Source organism: Streptomyces sp. NPDC090021 (assembly GCF_044748225.1).
GTDB lineage: Bacteria > Actinomycetota > Actinomycetes > Streptomycetales > Streptomycetaceae > Streptomyces.
In genome coordinates, this window is the sequence record NZ_JBIVFO010000008.1 from 1 (window position 1) to 15,739 (window position 15,739).

Here is a 15,739-nt window from a genome sequence, read left to right on the forward strand (position 1 = left end):
ACAGACCCGGCGACGAAGGACGCATGTCATGACCCACCACGATCGCCGAGCCACCCACGACCTCGACGAAAGCAGCACCGAACAGCTCCGCCAGCAACTCGTCCCACTCGTCCGGCACAACGCCACGCACGTCATACGCCTTGACGATGTTCGAAAGATCTGCGGCCACTGCCTGCCCTCCTGAGGTTCTGTGCGGTTCGGCAAACCTACCCTGAACCCGCAGCGGCACCGCAGATGACCCGAGGTCAGGAATCCGGCGATCGCAGGACGCGCAGGTGTCCGCGGCGTGTCTCGCCGGTGGACTGACCGCCCTTGCCGGATCCGCCGGACCCGGGCGCGCGGCCCGGCGGGCGGGCCGCCTCACGAACGGCGTTGGCCAGGGCTTCGAGGTCGTCGCCGCTGGGGCGCGACGGACCGGACCCGTCCGACAGTCGGACGACCTCCCAGCCCCGCGGGGCTGTCAGGCGTTCCGAGTGCTCGGCGCACAGGTCGTAGCAGTGGGGTTCGGCGTATGTGGCGAGCGGGCCGAGAACTGCGGTCGAATCGGCGTAGACGTACGTCAGTGTCGCGACGGCAGGGCGGCCGCACGCGGTGCGCGAACAGCGACGTACAAGGCTCACGACGTTGGACGGTACCGCACTCTTGACCGGGCCGCGACGACTCCACCGCTGCTCGCTCCCCCGTGTCGTGCTCGGAGCTACCCTGCGGGGGTGACGGACAGCCCTCTGCCCCCTTGCCCCGCCGAGCCCCCCGCGGGGGTCCCCGTCGAACCCAGAACGCGTCGGCGGGACCGGCACGGGCGCGGGATGCGCGGTCCGCTGGCCCCTCCGCAGGTGCCCCTGGCGGCGAGCCGGGCGGAGCTGTTCGGGGACCTCGTACGGGACTCCGTCGAGCGGCTGGAACGGCGCTGGCCGCAGCTGTCGGAGGTGGAGTTCCTGGTCGGTGACGTGCCGGGGCCGCCGGGCGGTGCGGACGGCGGCTGGAACGACGAGGCGGTGCCGCTCGGCGCGGTGTCGGAGTCCCGCCAGGGACGGCCTGCCCGGATCGTGGTCTTCCGGCGGCCGGTGGAGATCCGTACCAAGTCGCGCGACGAGAAGGCGATGCTGGTCCACGAGATCGTGGTGGAGCAGGTGGCGGAGCTGCTCGGCCTCACTCCGGAGACGGTGGACCCCCGCTACGGCCAGGACTGATCCGGACGCGGCGGGGGTCGCCGTCCCGTCACCCGGTCAGGACGGAGAGGTCCTGGGCGGCCTTGGGCACCGACACCGTGGAGTGGTCGTCGGAGAGGCCCTGGACGGTGAACATCGCGATCCCGTCCTCCGGGAGGGACAGGGTGCGCGCCGCGTGGACCGGGCCGCCCGAGAGGGTCTCGACGGTGAGGGCGTAGGAGCCCTTCCCGCCGGCGGGGGCGAGGCCGAGCGTCTGCGTGGTGCCGGCCTTGACCGTGACCTCCTGGGAGGCCGGTTCGCCGCCGCCGGTGCCCGGCGACGCCGTCACCTTGACCTTGGCGTCGGCGCTCGGGGCGGTCAGCGACAGCAGGGTGGTGTTCTGCTCGGGCCGGTTGTCGGCGACGGTCGCCCGGGTCCCGACCGGTGCGGTGGCCGGGATGAAACCGAGCTCCTGCTTGACCCCGCTGCCGCGGACCACGCGGACCGCCGCGACCAGCGGGGCGGCCTTCTCGGGGTCCTTCGGGGTCAGCACCAGCGAGCCGGGCTCGCCGCGGGTCAGGTCCTTGAGGTCCATGACCGCCGTCATCCCCGCTTTGACGTGCAGCTGTTCGTTGCCGGCCGGGCTGATGGCGCCGCCCGGTCCGGTCAGGCGCACCTTGAGGTCCGCGTCCTCCTCGCCGGGCACGAAGGCGACCAGCCGTACGGAGGCGGCGTCCGCCGGGATGCCGGGCAGCACCAGTGACCCGGCCGGGTCGGTGGAGGCGGGCAGCCAGTCGGCGCCCACGTTCTCCTCGCCGACCTGGACGGAGGCGCCCACGCGGCCCGCGCGGGTCGTCACGTGGGCGGTGGCGTCGGCGAGCTGGGTGGCCGGGAGGAGGGAGGAGAGCAGGACGGTCTTGGTGGACCTGGCGTCGACCCGGATGTTCTCGCCGGTGCCCGCGTCGGCCTTGGCCACGCCGTCGGGGCCGAAGAGCGTGATGTCGACGATGGCGGCCGCGTCGTCAGGATTGGTGAGGTGGACGTAGTCCTCGCGGCCCTTGGCGGTGCTGACCCCGGGGAACCAGAAGTCGGTGCCGGGCGCGGTGCAGCCGACGCCGAGTACGCCCCGGGCCCGTCCGGCCGCGACCTTGGTGGTCAGCTGTGCCGTCCAGCCGGGGGCCAGGACCCCGTCGGCGCTCCCGGTGAGGGCGGGGGCGTCGGCCCCGTTGGCGGTGGCGCCGACGGGCTTGCCGGGTTCCTTGGGCTCCAGGACGGGTTTGGCGTCCTTGGTCGCGCCGAGCAGCCGGGCCGATCCCTTGCCCTCGCCGGCGGGGGCGCCGGGCGTGAACGACGTGTACGTGGTCTCGGCGATGTCCGAGGAGCTGGGGCCCGGGCACACCAGCAGGGACCGCTCCACCGGCATCCGGGCGGATTTCGCCGCCGTGCCGTCGAAGGGCCCGCCCGCGGGCGCGGTGAGGGCGGCCGCGCCGGTGAGGGCGGCCAGCGCCGCGGCCACGGCCGCCAGCGTCAGGGGTGCGCGCTGCTTCACTGCTGGGAGCTCCCGTCGGGACGCGGGTCGTGCGGTGCGTGGGCGTCGTGGGGTGGGTACTGCTCGTAGGGCTCGTACCCGTAGGGGTAGTGCTGCGGGTCCTGGCCGTAGGCCGGCTGGTGCTGCTGCGGGTACGGGGTCCCGTAGGGGGCGCCGCCCTGCTGCTGGTCGTAGCCGGGGTACTGCTCGTACGCGTACTGCTCCTGGTGCGGCTGCTGGGGCTGCTGAGGCTGCTGGGGTTCGTACGCGTAGCCGTCCTGCTCCGCGTAAGCCTGGTACGCGTAGGACTCCTCGCCGTAGACCGGCTGCGCGGGGATCTGCGCGTACGGGTCGGCGGCGGTGGCGGTCTCCACGGGGCCGGGTGCGGTGTCCGCCTCGGCCTCGGCACGGAGCCTGCGGGCGCGGCGGCCCTCGCCGGCCTCACCGGGACCGGGCCGGGACGCGGGCGCGGCCTCCTCCTCGGGCAGGTCGTCGTCGAGTTCGGCACGCCGGCCGGGCAGGGCCATGACCAGCAGGACCAGGGCGAGCAGGCCCTGGGTCCAGTTCCAGACGGTCCGCAGCAGGGAGCTCTCGTGGACGAGGTCGAGGCGGCCTCCGTCGGCGGGGAGTTCGAAGCCCTGTGCCCAGCCGTCGAGGGTCCTGGGCTTGAGCGGTGTGCCGTCGACCGTGGCCTGCCAGCCCGCGTCGGCCCGGTCGGCGATGCGCAGGACGCGGCCCGCCTCGCCGGCGGGGATCGTGCCGTGGACCTCCACGGGGCCGGCGGCGACCGGGATCGGGGCCTCGCCCTGCTGGGCGGAGACGATGACGGCGCGCGGCAGCCAGGGTTCGACGCCCCACAGCGCGGTGCCGTCCTGCTGGTGGCGCCGGCTCAGGCCGGGGGTGGCGTCGAGGACGCGGCGGATGTCCTCGGGGCCGCCGGGGCGGAACATCACGAAGCGGATGGCATAGGCGCTGAGCTGGCTGGACTGGTCGGCGCCGGAGCCGGCGACCAGGTTGGAGACGACCTTGTCGAGGCGGGGGTCGTCGCCGGTCCGGGCGGCGATCTCGGCATCGCCGATGCGGCCGCCGGGGCCGCGGACGAGGCTGTAGGAGACCGTTGCGGGCCTGGCGATGTCGAGGAGAAGGGTGCGGGTCTGGTTGTCGTCGCCGCCGGCGTCGGCGACGAAGGCCGGTACCTGTACCGGGTCGCGGCGCTGGAGCGGGCCGTCGGCGCCGGCGAGCATCCAGGTGGCCGCGGCGATCAGCGGGCCCGCGGCGGCGGCGAGGGCGATGAGAGCGGCCACCGGCTGGCGCCAGCCGAAGTTGCGGGCGGCGACCCGGTGCTTGGCGCCGTCCGCGCCGACGGTGGCGGCCGCGAGGAGGCCGAGTCCGTAGACGAGGGTGGCGGGTCCGGCCCAGGCGGTCCGGTTGACGAGGACCGCGAGGAGGAGGGCGGCCAGGGCGGTGGCCCAGGCGGTACGGACGGCGAACTGCCGGTCGGCGCGGAGCAGGGCGGCCAGGGCGGCCAGGACGATGCCGACGAGGATCAGGCGGGCGCCGGTGCCGGGACCGCCGGGGCTGATGCCGAGCAGGTCCGCCGCGCCCGCGGAGCCGGCTCCGAAGGGCAGTCCGGCCTCCTGGAGGAAGCGGCCGGGGTGCGTGAACAGGCCCAGCGACCAGGGGGCGAGGACGAGGAGGGGGACGGCGAGGACGGCGAGCAGCCGCAGCCCGTACGTCTTCCACTGCGCGCGGCGCAGGACGAGCGCGACGGTGCCGAGGAGGGCGGCGAGCGGCCAGACGACCGGGGTGAAGGCGGTGGCCAGCGTCAGCAGGAGCGTGGCTGTCCACACCGCGCGCCAGCCGGCCCGCTGTTCGGTGGTGGCCGCGTGCTCGCCGAGGCTGAAGGCGGCGACGGCGGAGCGGGCGATGAGGGGGAGCACGACGGCGAGGACGGCGGTGCCCAGGCGGCCGCCGGCGAGGGCGCCGGTGACGGCGGGGAGGAAGGCGTAGGCGGTGGCGGCCCAGGCGCGCAGCAGCCGGGATTCGACGAGCGGGCGGGAGGCGAAGTAGGCGGTGAGGCCGGCGAGCGGGACGGATCCGACGAGCAGGAGGGTCAGGGCGGCCTGGGTGGAGCCGAACAGCAGGGTGGAGAAGGCGCCGAGGGCGGCCAGGTAGGGCGGTGCCGCGGCGGTGGAGCCGGTGCCGACGGGGTGCCAGCTGTCGGTGTGGGCGCTCCACAGGTCGAGGCCGCTGCCGGGGGCGGGCAGCAGGGCGCCGCCCATGAGGGAGCCGCCGCCGATCAGGGCGCGGCAGGCGGCGAGGGAGACCAGAAGGAGGAGTCCGAAGAGGAAGGGTGCGGGGTTGCGCGCGATCCGCTTGAGGCGTGCGAAGCGCTCGGTCTCCTGGTAGTCGCCGTCCTCGGCGGGCGCGGTCAGGATGCTGCCTCCGCCGTGCCGGCCGGCGGGGGCGGAGTCGGTGTGGCGGTCGCCGCCGAAGTAGCCGGCGAGCTGGTCGGCGTTGGCCCGCAGGGAGGCTCCCGGCGGGGGGAAGAGCGGCCGCAGTTCGGAGGCGGGTACGGCGGGGCGGCGGCGGGCTCTGCGGGCGGCCAGGAGGCGGCCGGGGCGCAGCAGGGTGGCGAGGAGGCCGGTGATCTCGTCGACGGCCTGGCCCGGGGCCTTGCCGATGAGGTAGGCGAGGGTGCGCAGCACGGTGCCGAACAGGACGCGCAGCAGTACGTAGGGCAGGGCGCGGCCGGAGCTGTTGGCGAGGATCGTGTAGACGGCGCCGGCCTTGTCCACGCGGTGCGGGCTCGCGGTGGTGCGGCCCGCGCAGTCGACGGTGCGGCGTTCGCGGGCGGAGGCCTCGGCGTGGCGCATGACGGCGTCGGGGGCGACGAGGACGGTGTGGCCGGCGCTCTGGGCGCGCCAGCAGAGGTCGACGTCGTCGCGCATGAGGGGCAGGCGCCGGTCGAAGCCGCCGAGGTCGTCGTAGACGTCGCGGCGCACGAGCATGCCGGCGGTGGAGACGGACAGGACGGGGCGGACCTGGTCGTGCTGGCCCTGGTCCTGTTCGCGGCGGTCGAGGCCGGTCCAGCGGCGGCCGCTGCGGGCGATGGTGACGCCGGCTTCGAGGAGCTGCTTCTGGTCGTACCAGCCGCGGAGCTTGGGGCCGATGATCGCGGCTTCGGGGTTGCCGTCGGCGACGCGGAGCAGTTCGGCGAGGGCGTCCGGTTCGGGGGCGCTGTCGTCGTGGAGCAGCCAGAGCCACTGGACGGGTTCGCCGTGGGGGAGCTCGGGGAGGTCGTAGGCGTCGTCGCGCCAGGTGCGGCTGACGGGGTCCCAGCCGCTGGGGCGCTTGAGGTACGGGAGGTCCTCGGGGGTGAGGGTGCCGGCGGTGCGGGCGGATTCTTCGACGGCGGTGCCGAATCCGGTGCGGCGGGCGAGGTGCAGGACGTGGTCGTCGCCGAGGGCGTCGGTGAGCAGCCGTGCGGACTCGTCGGCGCTGCCGGTGTCGGCGGCGACGTGGTTCTGCGCGGGGCGTTCCTGGCCGAGGAGGCCGGCGAGCGTCCGGGGCAGCCAGCGGGCGCCGTCGTGGGCGACGAGGACCGCGGTGACGACGTGCCGGGGGAACTCGGGTGTGACGGGGGCCTGGTGGGAGGCCGTCGTCTGGCTGTGCAGGGACATCGCGGTACGGGCCCTCCGGCCGGGGGTCCGGGGGTGGTGTGCCCTCGGAGGCTGCTGGACAGCGCCTTACCCTAACGGCTGCCAAAGCAGCGGTCCGCCTCCTGCGGGGAAGGTGCAGGAGGCGGACCGGGTGCGGTGCTCTTCGTTCGGCTGTGCGTCGTACCGGACGCCTTGCTCGGATATTCGGATATGTCGTGCGGGGTGCTGCGGGTGCCGGGCGGCCGTCGCTGCGGCGGTGTCAGACGGCCGCCTTTTTCAGGCGGCGGCGTTCGCGCTCGGACAGGCCGCCCCAGATGCCGAATCGCTCGTCGTTGGCGAGGGCGTACTCAAGGCATTCGGAGCGGACCTCGCAGGCGAGGCAGACCTTCTTGGCCTCGCGGGTGGAGCCGCCCTTCTCGGGAAAGAAGGACTCGGGGTCGGTCTGGGCGCACAGGGCGCGCTCCTGCCATCCGAGCTCCTCGTCCGCTTCCTCGACCAGCAGTTCCTGAAACAGCTCGGTCATGTGCGCCCCTCGCTCCGTTGGTGCGTCCCCGTGGTCACGTCGTCACTCATAGCTACGTAACGACACGAGTGAAATTACAAGTGCGTGGCTCCGGGGCAGTCAAGCCGAGATCTGCTATTGGGCCCCTTATTCACTCTGCGGAACCAAGCCTATGCAGTAAGTGTTCATATCGCCAAAAATCGTGACACATGCCATCGGCATCACGAGATGTCGCCTTCACCCGTTATCCACGCGTGCCCCGGAAGCGGGGTTGCGATCATCCGCGAAGAGCGGCGTAGATCACATTCAGGTCACGACATGGCCGAATCAGGTTTGAGTCCCGGCGCAGCGCCACCTCCCCCGCCGCAGACTGCACAAACCTTTCTCCGCATACAGTAACCGGATGAGGTGAAACTTTTACCCCAAAGCGGACATTGAGTTGACAGCCGGACCGTGGACCCGTTCTCCTAGTTCGCATGTCAGCGCCCGCAGCCACCACCCGGACCCCCATTCGTGGGTTCCTGTGCGCTGCCCAGGTTCGCTGTTGCTGTTGCTGCTGTTGATGCCCGTGGAGCCTCGGCTCCCCAGAGCTCCGGCCCCACCCCACAGCGACCGCCAGCACGACTGACATCCGTCGAGGTACACCCCGATGAACAGCACCACCCACCGCACCGCCGCAGCCGCACCCGCCGCCGTCCCCTCGGCCGCACCGGCGACCGTCGAGAGCGACCTCCAGATCGCCGGCGACATCCTCGCCGTCCAGCACCTCCTCCAGCCCGCCCGCGAACACCCGGCCACCGTCGCCGAGTTCGTCGGCCTGGCCCGCTCCATCGCCGAGGACCGCGCCTCCTGGGAGCACCTCGTCCAGTACGACGCCACCACCCGCTGGTACCACCGGCTGCGCACCGGACCCGGCTACGAGGTCTGGCTGCTCAGCTGGGTCCCCGGCCAGGGCAGCGGCCGGCACGACCACGGCGCCTCCTCCGGTGTCCTGACCGTCCTGGAGGGCGAGCTCACCGAGCACACCTCCCGCGGACGCCTCACCCACCGCGCCGGCGGCCAGCGCGTCTTCGCCCCCGGATACACCCACGAGGTCGTCAACGACACCCTCGAAGGCGCGGTCAGCCTGCACGTCTACTTCCCCGGCCTGACCGAGATGCCGATGCACAACTGCTCCCCGGCCGCATCCGAGTCCGTCCCCGCCTGAGCCCGACCGGCCCGCCGCTCCCACCTGTCACCCGACCACCACCCCTCAACGACAGCCTTCGGCTGACACTCCCACCCGCCGCCCGACCACCACCCCTCAACGACAGCCTTCGGCTGACACTCCCACCCGTCACCCGACCACCACCCCTCGACGACAGCCTTCGGCTGACACACTGTTCGTATGCGCATTGTTGTTCTGGCCGGCGGTATAGGCGGCGCCCGTTTCCTGTCCGGACTCAAGTCGGCGGTGCCCGACGCGGACATCACGGTCATCGGCAACACCGGTGACGACATTCACCTCTTCGGGCTCAAGGTCTGCCCGGACCTGGACACGGTGATGTACACCCTCGGCGGGGGCATCAACGAGGAGCAGGGCTGGGGCCGCGCCGACGAGTCCTTCACCGTCAAGGAGGAACTCGCCGCCTACGGGGTCGGACCCACCTGGTTCGGCCTCGGCGACCGTGACTTCGCCACCCACATCGTCCGCACGCAGATGCTCGGTGCCGGCTACCCCCTGAGCGCCGTCACCGAGGCCCTCTGCGACCGCTGGCAGCCCGGCGTCCGGCTGCTGCCCATGTCCGACGACCGGGTCGAGACCCACGTCGCGATCACCGAGGCCGGGACCGGCGAGCGCCGGGTCATCCACTTCCAGGAGTACTGGGTCCGGCTGCGTGCCTCGGTGGACGCGGAGGCCGTCGTACCCGTCGGGGCCGAACAGGCCAAGCCCGCGCCCGGCGTGCTGGAGGCCATCGCCGCGGCCGACGTGATCGTCCTCCCGCCGTCCAACCCGGTGGTGTCGGTCGGCACGATCCTCGCCGTGCCCGGCATCCGGGACGCCGTGGCCGCCGCCGACGCCCCCGTCGTGGGCCTGTCCCCCATCGTCGGCGGTGCGCCCGTGCGCGGGATGGCCGACAAGGTCCTCGCCGCGGTCGGCGTCGAGTCCACGGCCGCCGCGGTCGCCCTGCACTACGGGACCGAACTGCTCGACGGCTGGCTGGTCGACACCTCCGACGCGGACGCCGTCGCCGAAGTGGAGGCCGCCGGGATCACCTGCCGTGCGGTGCCCCTGATGATGACCGACCCGGAGGCCACCGCCGAGATGGCCCGGGCCGCACTGGAGCTGGCGGAGGCCTCTCGGTGACGGCGGCGCCCTCGTACGAGGTGCGGGCCGTCGACGGGATACCCGAGGTCAGGCCGGGCGACGACCTGGCGAAGCTGATCACGGCGGCCGCACCCGATCTGCGCGACGGTGACGTCCTGCTCATCACCTCGAAGATCGTCTCCAAGGCCGAGGGCCGGATCGTGCGGGCGGACTCGCGCGAGGCCGCCATCGACGCGGAGACCGTACGGGTGGTCGCGCGCCGGGGACCCCTGCGCATCGTCGAGAACCGGCAGGGCCTGGTGATGGCCGCGGCCGGCGTGGACGCCTCCAACACCGCCCCCGGCACGGTCCTGTTGCTCCCCGAGGACCCGGACGCCTCGGCCGCGGCGATCCGTGCCGGGGTGCGCGACACGCTCTCCGTGGACGTGGGCGTGGTCGTCACGGACACCTTCGGGCGGCCGTGGCGCAACGGATTGACGGACGTGGCCATCGGCTCCGCCGGGGTGCGGGTCCTGGACGACCTGCGCGGCGGGACCGACACCCACGGCAATCCGCTGAGCGCGACCGTGGTGGCGACGGCGGACGAGCTGGCCGCCGCCGGCGACCTGGTCAAGGGCAAGGCGGCCGGCCTGCCGGTGGCCGTCGTACGGGGGCTGGCGCACGTCCTGGGCGAGGGTGCCTCGGCGCGGGACCTGGTGCGCACACCGGCCGACGACATGTTCCGGCTGGGGACCTCGGAGGCGGTACGGGAGGCCGTCACCCAGCGTCGCACCGTACGGGCCTTCACGGCGGAGCCGGTGGACCCGGGCGCGGTGCGGCGGGCGGTGGCGGCGGCCGTGACGGCCCCGGCCCCGCACCACACCACGCCGTGGCGGTTCGTGCTGCTGGAGTCCGAGGCCTCGCGGGTCCGGCTGCTGGACGCGATGCGGGACGCGTGGATCGCGGACCTGCGCGCGGACGGCAAGTCCGAGGAGTCCGTCGCCAGGCGGGTACGGCGCGGGGACGTGCTGCGCGCCGCCCCGTACCTGGTGGTGCCCTGCCTGGTGACGGACGGGGCGCACCACTACGGGCACGCTCGGCGCGACGCCGCCGAGCGGGAGATGTTCGTGGTGGCGATGGGCGCGGGCGTGCAGAACCTGCTGGTCGCGCTGGCCGGTGAGCGGCTGGGGTCGGCGTGGGTGTCCTCGACGATGTTCTGCCGGGACGTGGTGCGGGAGGTGCTGGACCTGCCGTCGGACTGGGACCCGATGGGCACGGTGGCCGTCGGCCACCCGGCGGCGGCCCCGCCGCAGCGGCCGGGCCGCTCGCCGGAGGACTTCATCGAGATCCGCTGACGGCCCGCCTGCGGCGAGCCGCGCGGACCGAAGCCCGGGCCGGCTGTGGCGGATCGGGCCCTGGACGGCCTGGACGGGCGGGACCGTGCGGGACCGTGCGGGACACGGCGCCGGACACCTGCGGCAAGCCCCGCGGGCAACGCCGGTGCTGTGGCCGTGAGGGTCTGCCGGGGCGCGGCGTCCGGTGCCGTGCCTCGCACGGCGGAGGGGCGCGGCCCGTACCGGACGTACGCGGGTGGTCCGACAACGCGGCCAAGTGCCGTGTCAGGGCGCCGCGACCCGGTGCACCCTCGCGGTCACCGCGCTAGAAGCGGCCGATGTCGCTGCGCGGCATGCGCGGGGCGCGGCGGGGCGGGGTGCGGCCCGCCAGGAGGATCAGGCGGGCCGCGCGGTGGCGCTGGCCCTCGTACGGGGCGAGGAGCTCCAGCATGGCGGCGTCGTCCGCGTCGCGGTCGTCGGCGAGGGCGTAGCCGATGATGCCGGGCAGGTGCAGGTCGCCGGTGGTGACGGCGTCGGGGTGGCCGTTGCTGCGCTGCAGGGTCTCGGCGGAGGTCCACGGGCCGATGCCGGGGACGGCCTCCAGACGCCGGACGGCCTCGGGCAGGTCCATGGCCGCGGCCTCCTCCAGGCGGTTCGCGACGCGGACGGCCCGGACGATGGTGTCGGAGCGCTTCGTGTCGACCCCGGCCCGGTGCCAGTCCCAGGACGGGATCAGCGCCCAGGTGCGGGGGGCGGGCATGACGTACAGGTCCTGCCCGTGCGGGCCGGGCGCGGGCTCCCCGTGCTGCCGTACCAGGCGCCGCCAGGCGCGGTAGGCCTCGTCGGCGGTGACCTTCTGCTCCAGGACCGTGGGGATCAGGGACTCCAGCACCAGGCCGGTGCGGGTCAGGCGCAGGCCGGGGCGGCGGCGGTGGCTGGCGTGCACGAGGCGGTGGCGGGGGACGAAGACGGCCGGATCGTCGCCCGCGCCGAGGAGTACGGGCAGGCGGTCGAGGAGCCATGCGGCGCCGGCGCCCCAGGCCTCGGCGTCGACGTCCGTGCCGGACCGGGCGACGCGGAGGGTGGCGGGCCCGTCGGGCGTCCGGGTGGCGCGCCAGACGGAGCCGTCGGAGGTGGTGCGGAAGGTGGGGTCGCCGGGGCCGCGGCGGAGCGGTCCGAGGGTGAGGCCGAGGTCGACGGGGCCGTCGGGGGTCCAGCGGCGTGCCGCTCCCCCGCCGCCGACGCCGCTCCCCCGCCCCGGCGGCACGGCGGTGCGCCCGCCGCGCACGGCGGTGCGGTTGAGGGGTTCGAAACGGCCGGCCATGGATCGAGCGTAGCCCGCCCGGCCGCCCGGGCTCGCGGCGTCCGGCGACGGGCACCGCGAGCCCGGGGGCAGCCTCCGGCGACGGCCGGGGCAGCGACGTCGACGACGGGGCCGAGGCCTGCGGCGTCGGCCCGCCGCCGGAGGCTACGGGCGGCCCTGGAGTCTGGCCGAGGAGGTACGGGTCGTGGGGAGCTTTCCGTACAGCTGCTTGCCGGGGCACTCCGTCGCGAAGCCGTCGCGGTGGCCCGCGATGACGTTCATCGAGACGTTCCTGCCCTTCGGGTAGCGGTTGCCGCCGCCCGACTTCAGCGTGGTCTTCGCACGCGGGTCCCGGCCGAAGAGGCCGAGCTTCCAGGCGGTGAGGCGGGCGACCGCGTCGACGGCGGGGGCCGGGGGTGCGGACGAGGTGAAGGTGCCGAGCACCGCCACGCCCATGCTGTCCGTGTTGAAGCCCATGGTGTGCGCGCCGAGGACCGGCTTGGAGACTCCGCCCGCGCGGCCCTCGTAGACGGTGCCGCACTTGTCGACGGCGAAGTTGTAGCCGAAGTCTCGCCAGCCGCTGCTGACCACGTGGTAGCGGTACAGGCTGCGCAGGACCGCCGGGGCGTCCTTGCAGGCGTAGTTGTTGCCGGAGGCGCTGTGGTGGACGAACGCCGCCTTCACGGTGTTGGTGTAGGCGAAGGCCTTCTCGCGCAGGGACTCGTCCGCGCCCCACCCCCTGCGGGTGACGATCCGCGGGCGCGGGCCGATGTACGGGGCGGCCGCCGCGGTCAGTTCGCCGGCGAAGACGGCGTCCGCGGTGGAGTCGGCCTTGTTCAGCTCGGTGATCTCGTTCGCGCCGAGCGGGGCGTGGGGCACGTTGACCGCGGAGGCCTCGGCCATGTCCATGGTCAGGCCGGGCACGGCCATCTCGCCCTTGTCGTCGGCCGGTCCGCTGTTCTTGCCGTCACCGGCCCCGGCGGGCTCGGCAGCGCCCGGGTCGATGAGTTCGATGCGCATGCCCGAGGGCAGCCGGGAGCCCGCGCGGGTGGCCGGGGTGTCCAGTTCCGCCTGGACGCGGACCTCGACGCCGTCGGACTCGCCGACCCACAGCGGGGCGGTGGCGCCGCGGACCCGGCCGGATTCGCGCTCCACCGCGTCGAGGTCGGCCGCGTGCTCGCTGTTGTGGACCTCGACGTCCTGCCAGTCGGACCAGGTGGCGGTCCGGACGGAGCGGGTACGGACCTGGACGCGGCCGTTGAGCTGGGCGGTGACGTCGTCCCAGACGACGCCGACCATCGAGAACGTCTTGACCTCGCGGGCGGCCAGGCCCTGCGTCTCGGGGCCGCGGGGCGAGGCGCTCATTCCGGGGACGCCGGGTGTGCGGTCCGCCGCGGGTCCCAGGGGGACGAGCGGCAGCGACTGGGTGGACCCGGCCGGGGTCACGGGGACGGTTTCGGCGAGTGCTGGAGTCGGGAGCGCGAGGGGCAGGGCCAGTACGGCGGCCGTCGCGACGCCGATCGAGGAAGCAAGGAATCCACGCATGAAAAGGATGGTGGGCACGCTCCCCACGGGGCGCCATCCGAGATCTGATGCTCCGTCCGCTGCGCCGCGGATGCCCCTCCCTCGTACGGAGGAGCCGCGCACCCCCGTACGGGGGAGGGCCCCGCGTACCCTGTGCCGGGTGAACGCCATTGACCGCACCCCTGCCGACCTGCTGCGATCCGCGCTCGCCGCCGATCCGGGCCGCCCGCTCGTCACCTTCTACGACGACGCCACCGGCGAACGCGTCGAATTGTCCGTCGCGACCTTCGCCAATTGGGTGGCCAAGACCGCGAACCTGCTCCAGGGCGACCTGGGGGCCGAGCCCGGGGACCGGCTCGCACTGCTGCTCCCCGCTCACTGGCAGAGCGCGGTGTGGCTGCTCGCCTGCGACTCGGTCGGGGTCGTGGCCGCGGTGGGCGGGGACCCGGCCGACGCCGATCTCGTGGTCAGCGGGCCGGACACGCTTCAGGAGGCGCTGGAGTGCGGCGGCGAGCGGGTGGCGCTCGCTCTGCGGCCGCTGGGCGGGCGCTTCCCGCAGCCCCCGGCCGGGTTCGCGGACTACGCGGTGGAGGTGCCGGGCCAGGGTGACCGTTTCGCCCCCTTCATCCCAGTGGAGCCCGCAGGTCCCGCGCTGGTCGTCGACGGTACGGAGCTCTCGCACGCGGCCCTGGTCGACCGGGCCCGCGAGGACGCGGCGAAGCTCGGGCTGGGTGCGGGGTCGCGGGTGCTGACCGGGCTGGGCTACGACACCTGGGAGGGGCTGTCCGCGGGGCTGTACGCCGCGCTGGCGGCCGGGGCCTCCGTGGTGCTCTGCCGGAACCTGGACCGGCTGTCCGCACAGGCGCTGGCCCAGCGGACCGAGAGCGAGCGCGTCACCCACACGGTCTGAAACCGGGGCGTGGTCCGTCACCCGGACTGATCAATCTCGGGAACGGCCGATCTGTCACCCGCATGGCCCTAGACACGACCCCGCCCCCGGGCTGCCGCGACGTCCCGGGGGCAGGATCGGCAGTGGCCGTGCTCACCCGTACGGCTGCTCGCAGCGGCGAGGGGATGCACGCCAGTGACGGACAGCGCAGGCATACCGGGCGGCACCGATGCGGCCGGAGGCGACCCACGGCCTCCGCGGAACCGCAGGCGTCGCCCGATGCGCTGGATCGGCCTCGGGCTGGCCCTGCTGGTGCCGGCGGGGGCGGCCGCCGGCTGGTGGCTCTACGACAGGCTCGACGGGAACATCACCGAGGACACCTCGGCCGCGGCCGAGCTGGAGCGCTTCGAGCGCGAGCGCCCGGCGGCCCTCGCCACGGGTGCCCGGAACATCCTGCTGATCGGCTCCGACTCGCGCTCGGGCCGGGGCAACGCCGGCTACGGGCAGGACAAGGGCACCCAGCGCTCGGACACGACGATCCTGCTGCACCTGCCGAAGGACCGCGGGAGCGCGACGGCGGTGTCGATACCGCGGGACCTGATGACGGAGATCCCCTCCTGCCTGCAGCCGGACGGGAGCCGCACGCGCGTCTCCTTCGCGCAGTTCAACTGGGCGTTCGAGTGGGGCGGGGCCGCCTGCACGATCCGGACCGTGGAGAAGCTCACGGGCATCCGGATCGACCACCACATGGTCATCGACTTCCGCGGGTTCAAGCGGATGGTCGACGCCGTGGGCGGGGTGGAGGTGTGCCTGAAGGATCCGGTCGACGACGTACAGGCGAAGCTGAAGCTGCCGGCCGGCCGACAGACCCTGCGGGGCGAGCAGGCACTGGGATTCGTCCGCGCCCGGCACAGCCTGGGCAACGGCAGCGACACCGAACGGATGGAGCGCCAGCAGCAGTTCCTCGGCTCGCTCGTCAAGAAGGTGCAGAGCAACGGCGTTCTGCTGAACCCGGCCCGGCTGTATCCGCTGCTGGACGCGGCGACCTCGTCGGTGACCACCGACCCCGGGCTGGCCTCGCTGCGGAACATGTACGAACTCGTACGGGGCGTAAGGGGTATACCGACCGAGCGCATCACCTTCCTGACCGTGCCGCGCCGGGCGTACGCCCCCGACCCGAACCGGGACGAGCTGGTGGAGCCGGACGCGGCACGGCTGTTCCGGCAGCTGCGGGAGGACGAACCGGTGACGGTGACCCCGCCGCGGCCGAAGGCTTCGGCGCAGGCGTCGCCGCAGGGTTCGGCGCAGGCCACGGGCCCGGCGACCGCCGCGCCGACCCCGGCCGCGACCGCCTCCGGCGCGCTTTCGGAAGGGAATTCGACCGGCGAGGGAACCTCGACCCCCTCCGCACCCATCCCTACCTTCACAGGAACGACCGCGGGGAACTCCGAGTGCCGGTAAAGCAATCCCAAAAGCCGGTGACCGAACCGAGCGGGATGAGCAGTTCGCCCCGTTATAAGGGGAGTGGAATTTGTCACCACCATGGTTTACCGCCGAACAGG

At 73.8% G+C, this 15,739-nt stretch carries 12 protein-coding genes and 1 pseudogene; 6 read left to right on the forward strand and 7 right to left on the reverse strand.

The annotated features are described in order from the left end of the window. A pseudogene (manB, locus tag ACIPXC_RS07870) lies at positions 1–169 on the reverse strand (phosphomannomutase/phosphoglucomutase); the annotation flags it as partial. Between the two features lie 76 nt (positions 170–245). Further along, entirely contained in the window at positions 246–620 is a 375-nt protein-coding gene (locus ACIPXC_RS07875) for a DUF3499 domain-containing protein (RefSeq protein WP_386460068.1), read from the reverse strand. 90 nt (positions 621–710) lie between these two features. Here ACIPXC_RS07875 and ACIPXC_RS07880 point away from each other — a divergent pair, with 90 nt between their 5' ends. Beyond that, on the forward strand, positions 711–1,190 hold the full coding sequence (locus ACIPXC_RS07880) for a metallopeptidase family protein (RefSeq protein ID WP_078906579.1): 480 nt from the start codon (positions 711–713) through the stop codon (positions 1,188–1,190). A gap of 28 nt (positions 1,191–1,218) precedes the next feature. On the opposite strand, the gene ACIPXC_RS07885 is transcribed toward ACIPXC_RS07880, so the two are convergent. The 3 genes from ACIPXC_RS07885 to ACIPXC_RS07895 form a co-directional block, all read right to left on the reverse strand. Further along, positions 1,219–2,697: a DUF5719 family protein gene (locus tag ACIPXC_RS07885; protein WP_401614614.1), complete on the reverse strand. Its 1,479-nt coding sequence runs from the start codon at positions 2,695–2,697 to the stop codon at positions 1,219–1,221. Beyond that, the gene (locus ACIPXC_RS07890) at positions 2,694–6,359 is read right to left on the reverse strand and encodes a glycosyltransferase family 2 protein (protein WP_401614616.1); all 3,666 of its coding nucleotides are present in this window, start codon (positions 6,357–6,359) and stop codon (positions 2,694–2,696) included. Before ACIPXC_RS07890 ends, ACIPXC_RS07885 begins: the two co-directional genes overlap by 4 nt. Before the next feature lie 238 nt (positions 6,360–6,597). Further along, entirely contained in the window at positions 6,598–6,861 is a 264-nt protein-coding gene (locus ACIPXC_RS07895) for a WhiB family transcriptional regulator (protein WP_003983763.1), read from the reverse strand. A 628-nt stretch (positions 6,862–7,489) separates the two neighbouring features. On the opposite strand from ACIPXC_RS07895, the gene ACIPXC_RS07900 reads away from it, so the two are divergent. The 3 genes from ACIPXC_RS07900 to ACIPXC_RS07910 all read left to right on the forward strand — a co-directional run bounded on the left by ACIPXC_RS07900 (position 7,490) and on the right by ACIPXC_RS07910 (position 10,482). Further along, entirely contained in the window at positions 7,490–8,047 is a 558-nt protein-coding gene (locus tag ACIPXC_RS07900) for a cysteine dioxygenase (protein ID WP_401614618.1), read from the forward strand. Between the two features lie 180 nt (positions 8,048–8,227). Then, positions 8,228–9,187, forward strand: a complete 960-nt coding sequence (gene cofD, locus ACIPXC_RS07905) for a 2-phospho-L-lactate transferase (protein WP_401614620.1) — start codon at positions 8,228–8,230, stop codon at positions 9,185–9,187. Further along, complete coding sequence (locus ACIPXC_RS07910; RefSeq protein WP_401614622.1) at positions 9,184–10,482, forward strand: coenzyme F420-0:L-glutamate ligase; 1,299 nt, start codon at positions 9,184–9,186, stop codon at positions 10,480–10,482. The genes cofD and ACIPXC_RS07910 overlap by 4 nt, the downstream gene beginning before the upstream one ends. A gap of 304 nt (positions 10,483–10,786) precedes the next feature. On the opposite strand, the gene ACIPXC_RS07915 is transcribed toward ACIPXC_RS07910, so the two are convergent. Both ACIPXC_RS07915 and ACIPXC_RS07920 read right to left on the reverse strand, forming a co-directional pair. After that, positions 10,787–11,785: a DNA-3-methyladenine glycosylase family protein gene (locus ACIPXC_RS07915; RefSeq protein ID WP_401614624.1), complete on the reverse strand. Its 999-nt coding sequence runs from the start codon at positions 11,783–11,785 to the stop codon at positions 10,787–10,789. A gap of 144 nt (positions 11,786–11,929) precedes the next feature. Then, positions 11,930–13,309, reverse strand: coding sequence for a peptidoglycan recognition protein (locus ACIPXC_RS07920; protein ID WP_401614626.1), 1,380 nt, complete (start codon positions 13,307–13,309; stop codon positions 11,930–11,932). A gap of 139 nt (positions 13,310–13,448) precedes the next feature. Here ACIPXC_RS07920 and ACIPXC_RS07925 point away from each other — a divergent pair, with 139 nt between their 5' ends. Together ACIPXC_RS07925 and ACIPXC_RS07930 are read left to right on the forward strand one after the other, a co-directional pair. Further along, on the forward strand, positions 13,449–14,198 hold the full coding sequence (locus ACIPXC_RS07925) for a TIGR03089 family protein (RefSeq protein WP_401614628.1): 750 nt from the start codon (positions 13,449–13,451) through the stop codon (positions 14,196–14,198). A gap of 174 nt (positions 14,199–14,372) precedes the next feature. Further along, a complete protein-coding gene (locus ACIPXC_RS07930; RefSeq protein ID WP_401614630.1) occupies positions 14,373–15,638 on the forward strand; it encodes an LCP family protein in 1,266 nt (421 codons plus the stop codon). The last annotated feature ends 101 nt before the right edge of the window (positions 15,639–15,739 follow it).

Coding starts and splice junctions, on each gene's coding strand:
- ACIPXC_RS07890 (WP_401614616.1), bottom strand. CDS start 6,359: ATGTCCCTGCACAGCCAGACGACGGCCTCCCACCAGGCCCCCGTCACA.
- ACIPXC_RS07895 (WP_003983763.1), bottom strand. CDS start 6,861: ATGACCGAGCTGTTTCAGGAACTGCTGGTCGAGGAAGCGGACGAGGAG.
- ACIPXC_RS07900 (WP_401614618.1), top strand. CDS start 7,490: ATGAACAGCACCACCCACCGCACCGCCGCAGCCGCACCCGCCGCCGTC.
- cofD (WP_401614620.1), top strand. CDS start 8,228: ATGCGCATTGTTGTTCTGGCCGGCGGTATAGGCGGCGCCCGTTTCCTG.
- ACIPXC_RS07915 (WP_401614624.1), bottom strand. CDS start 11,785: ATGGCCGGCCGTTTCGAACCCCTCAACCGCACCGCCGTGCGCGGCGGG.
- ACIPXC_RS07920 (WP_401614626.1), bottom strand. CDS start 13,309: ATGCGTGGATTCCTTGCTTCCTCGATCGGCGTCGCGACGGCCGCCGTA.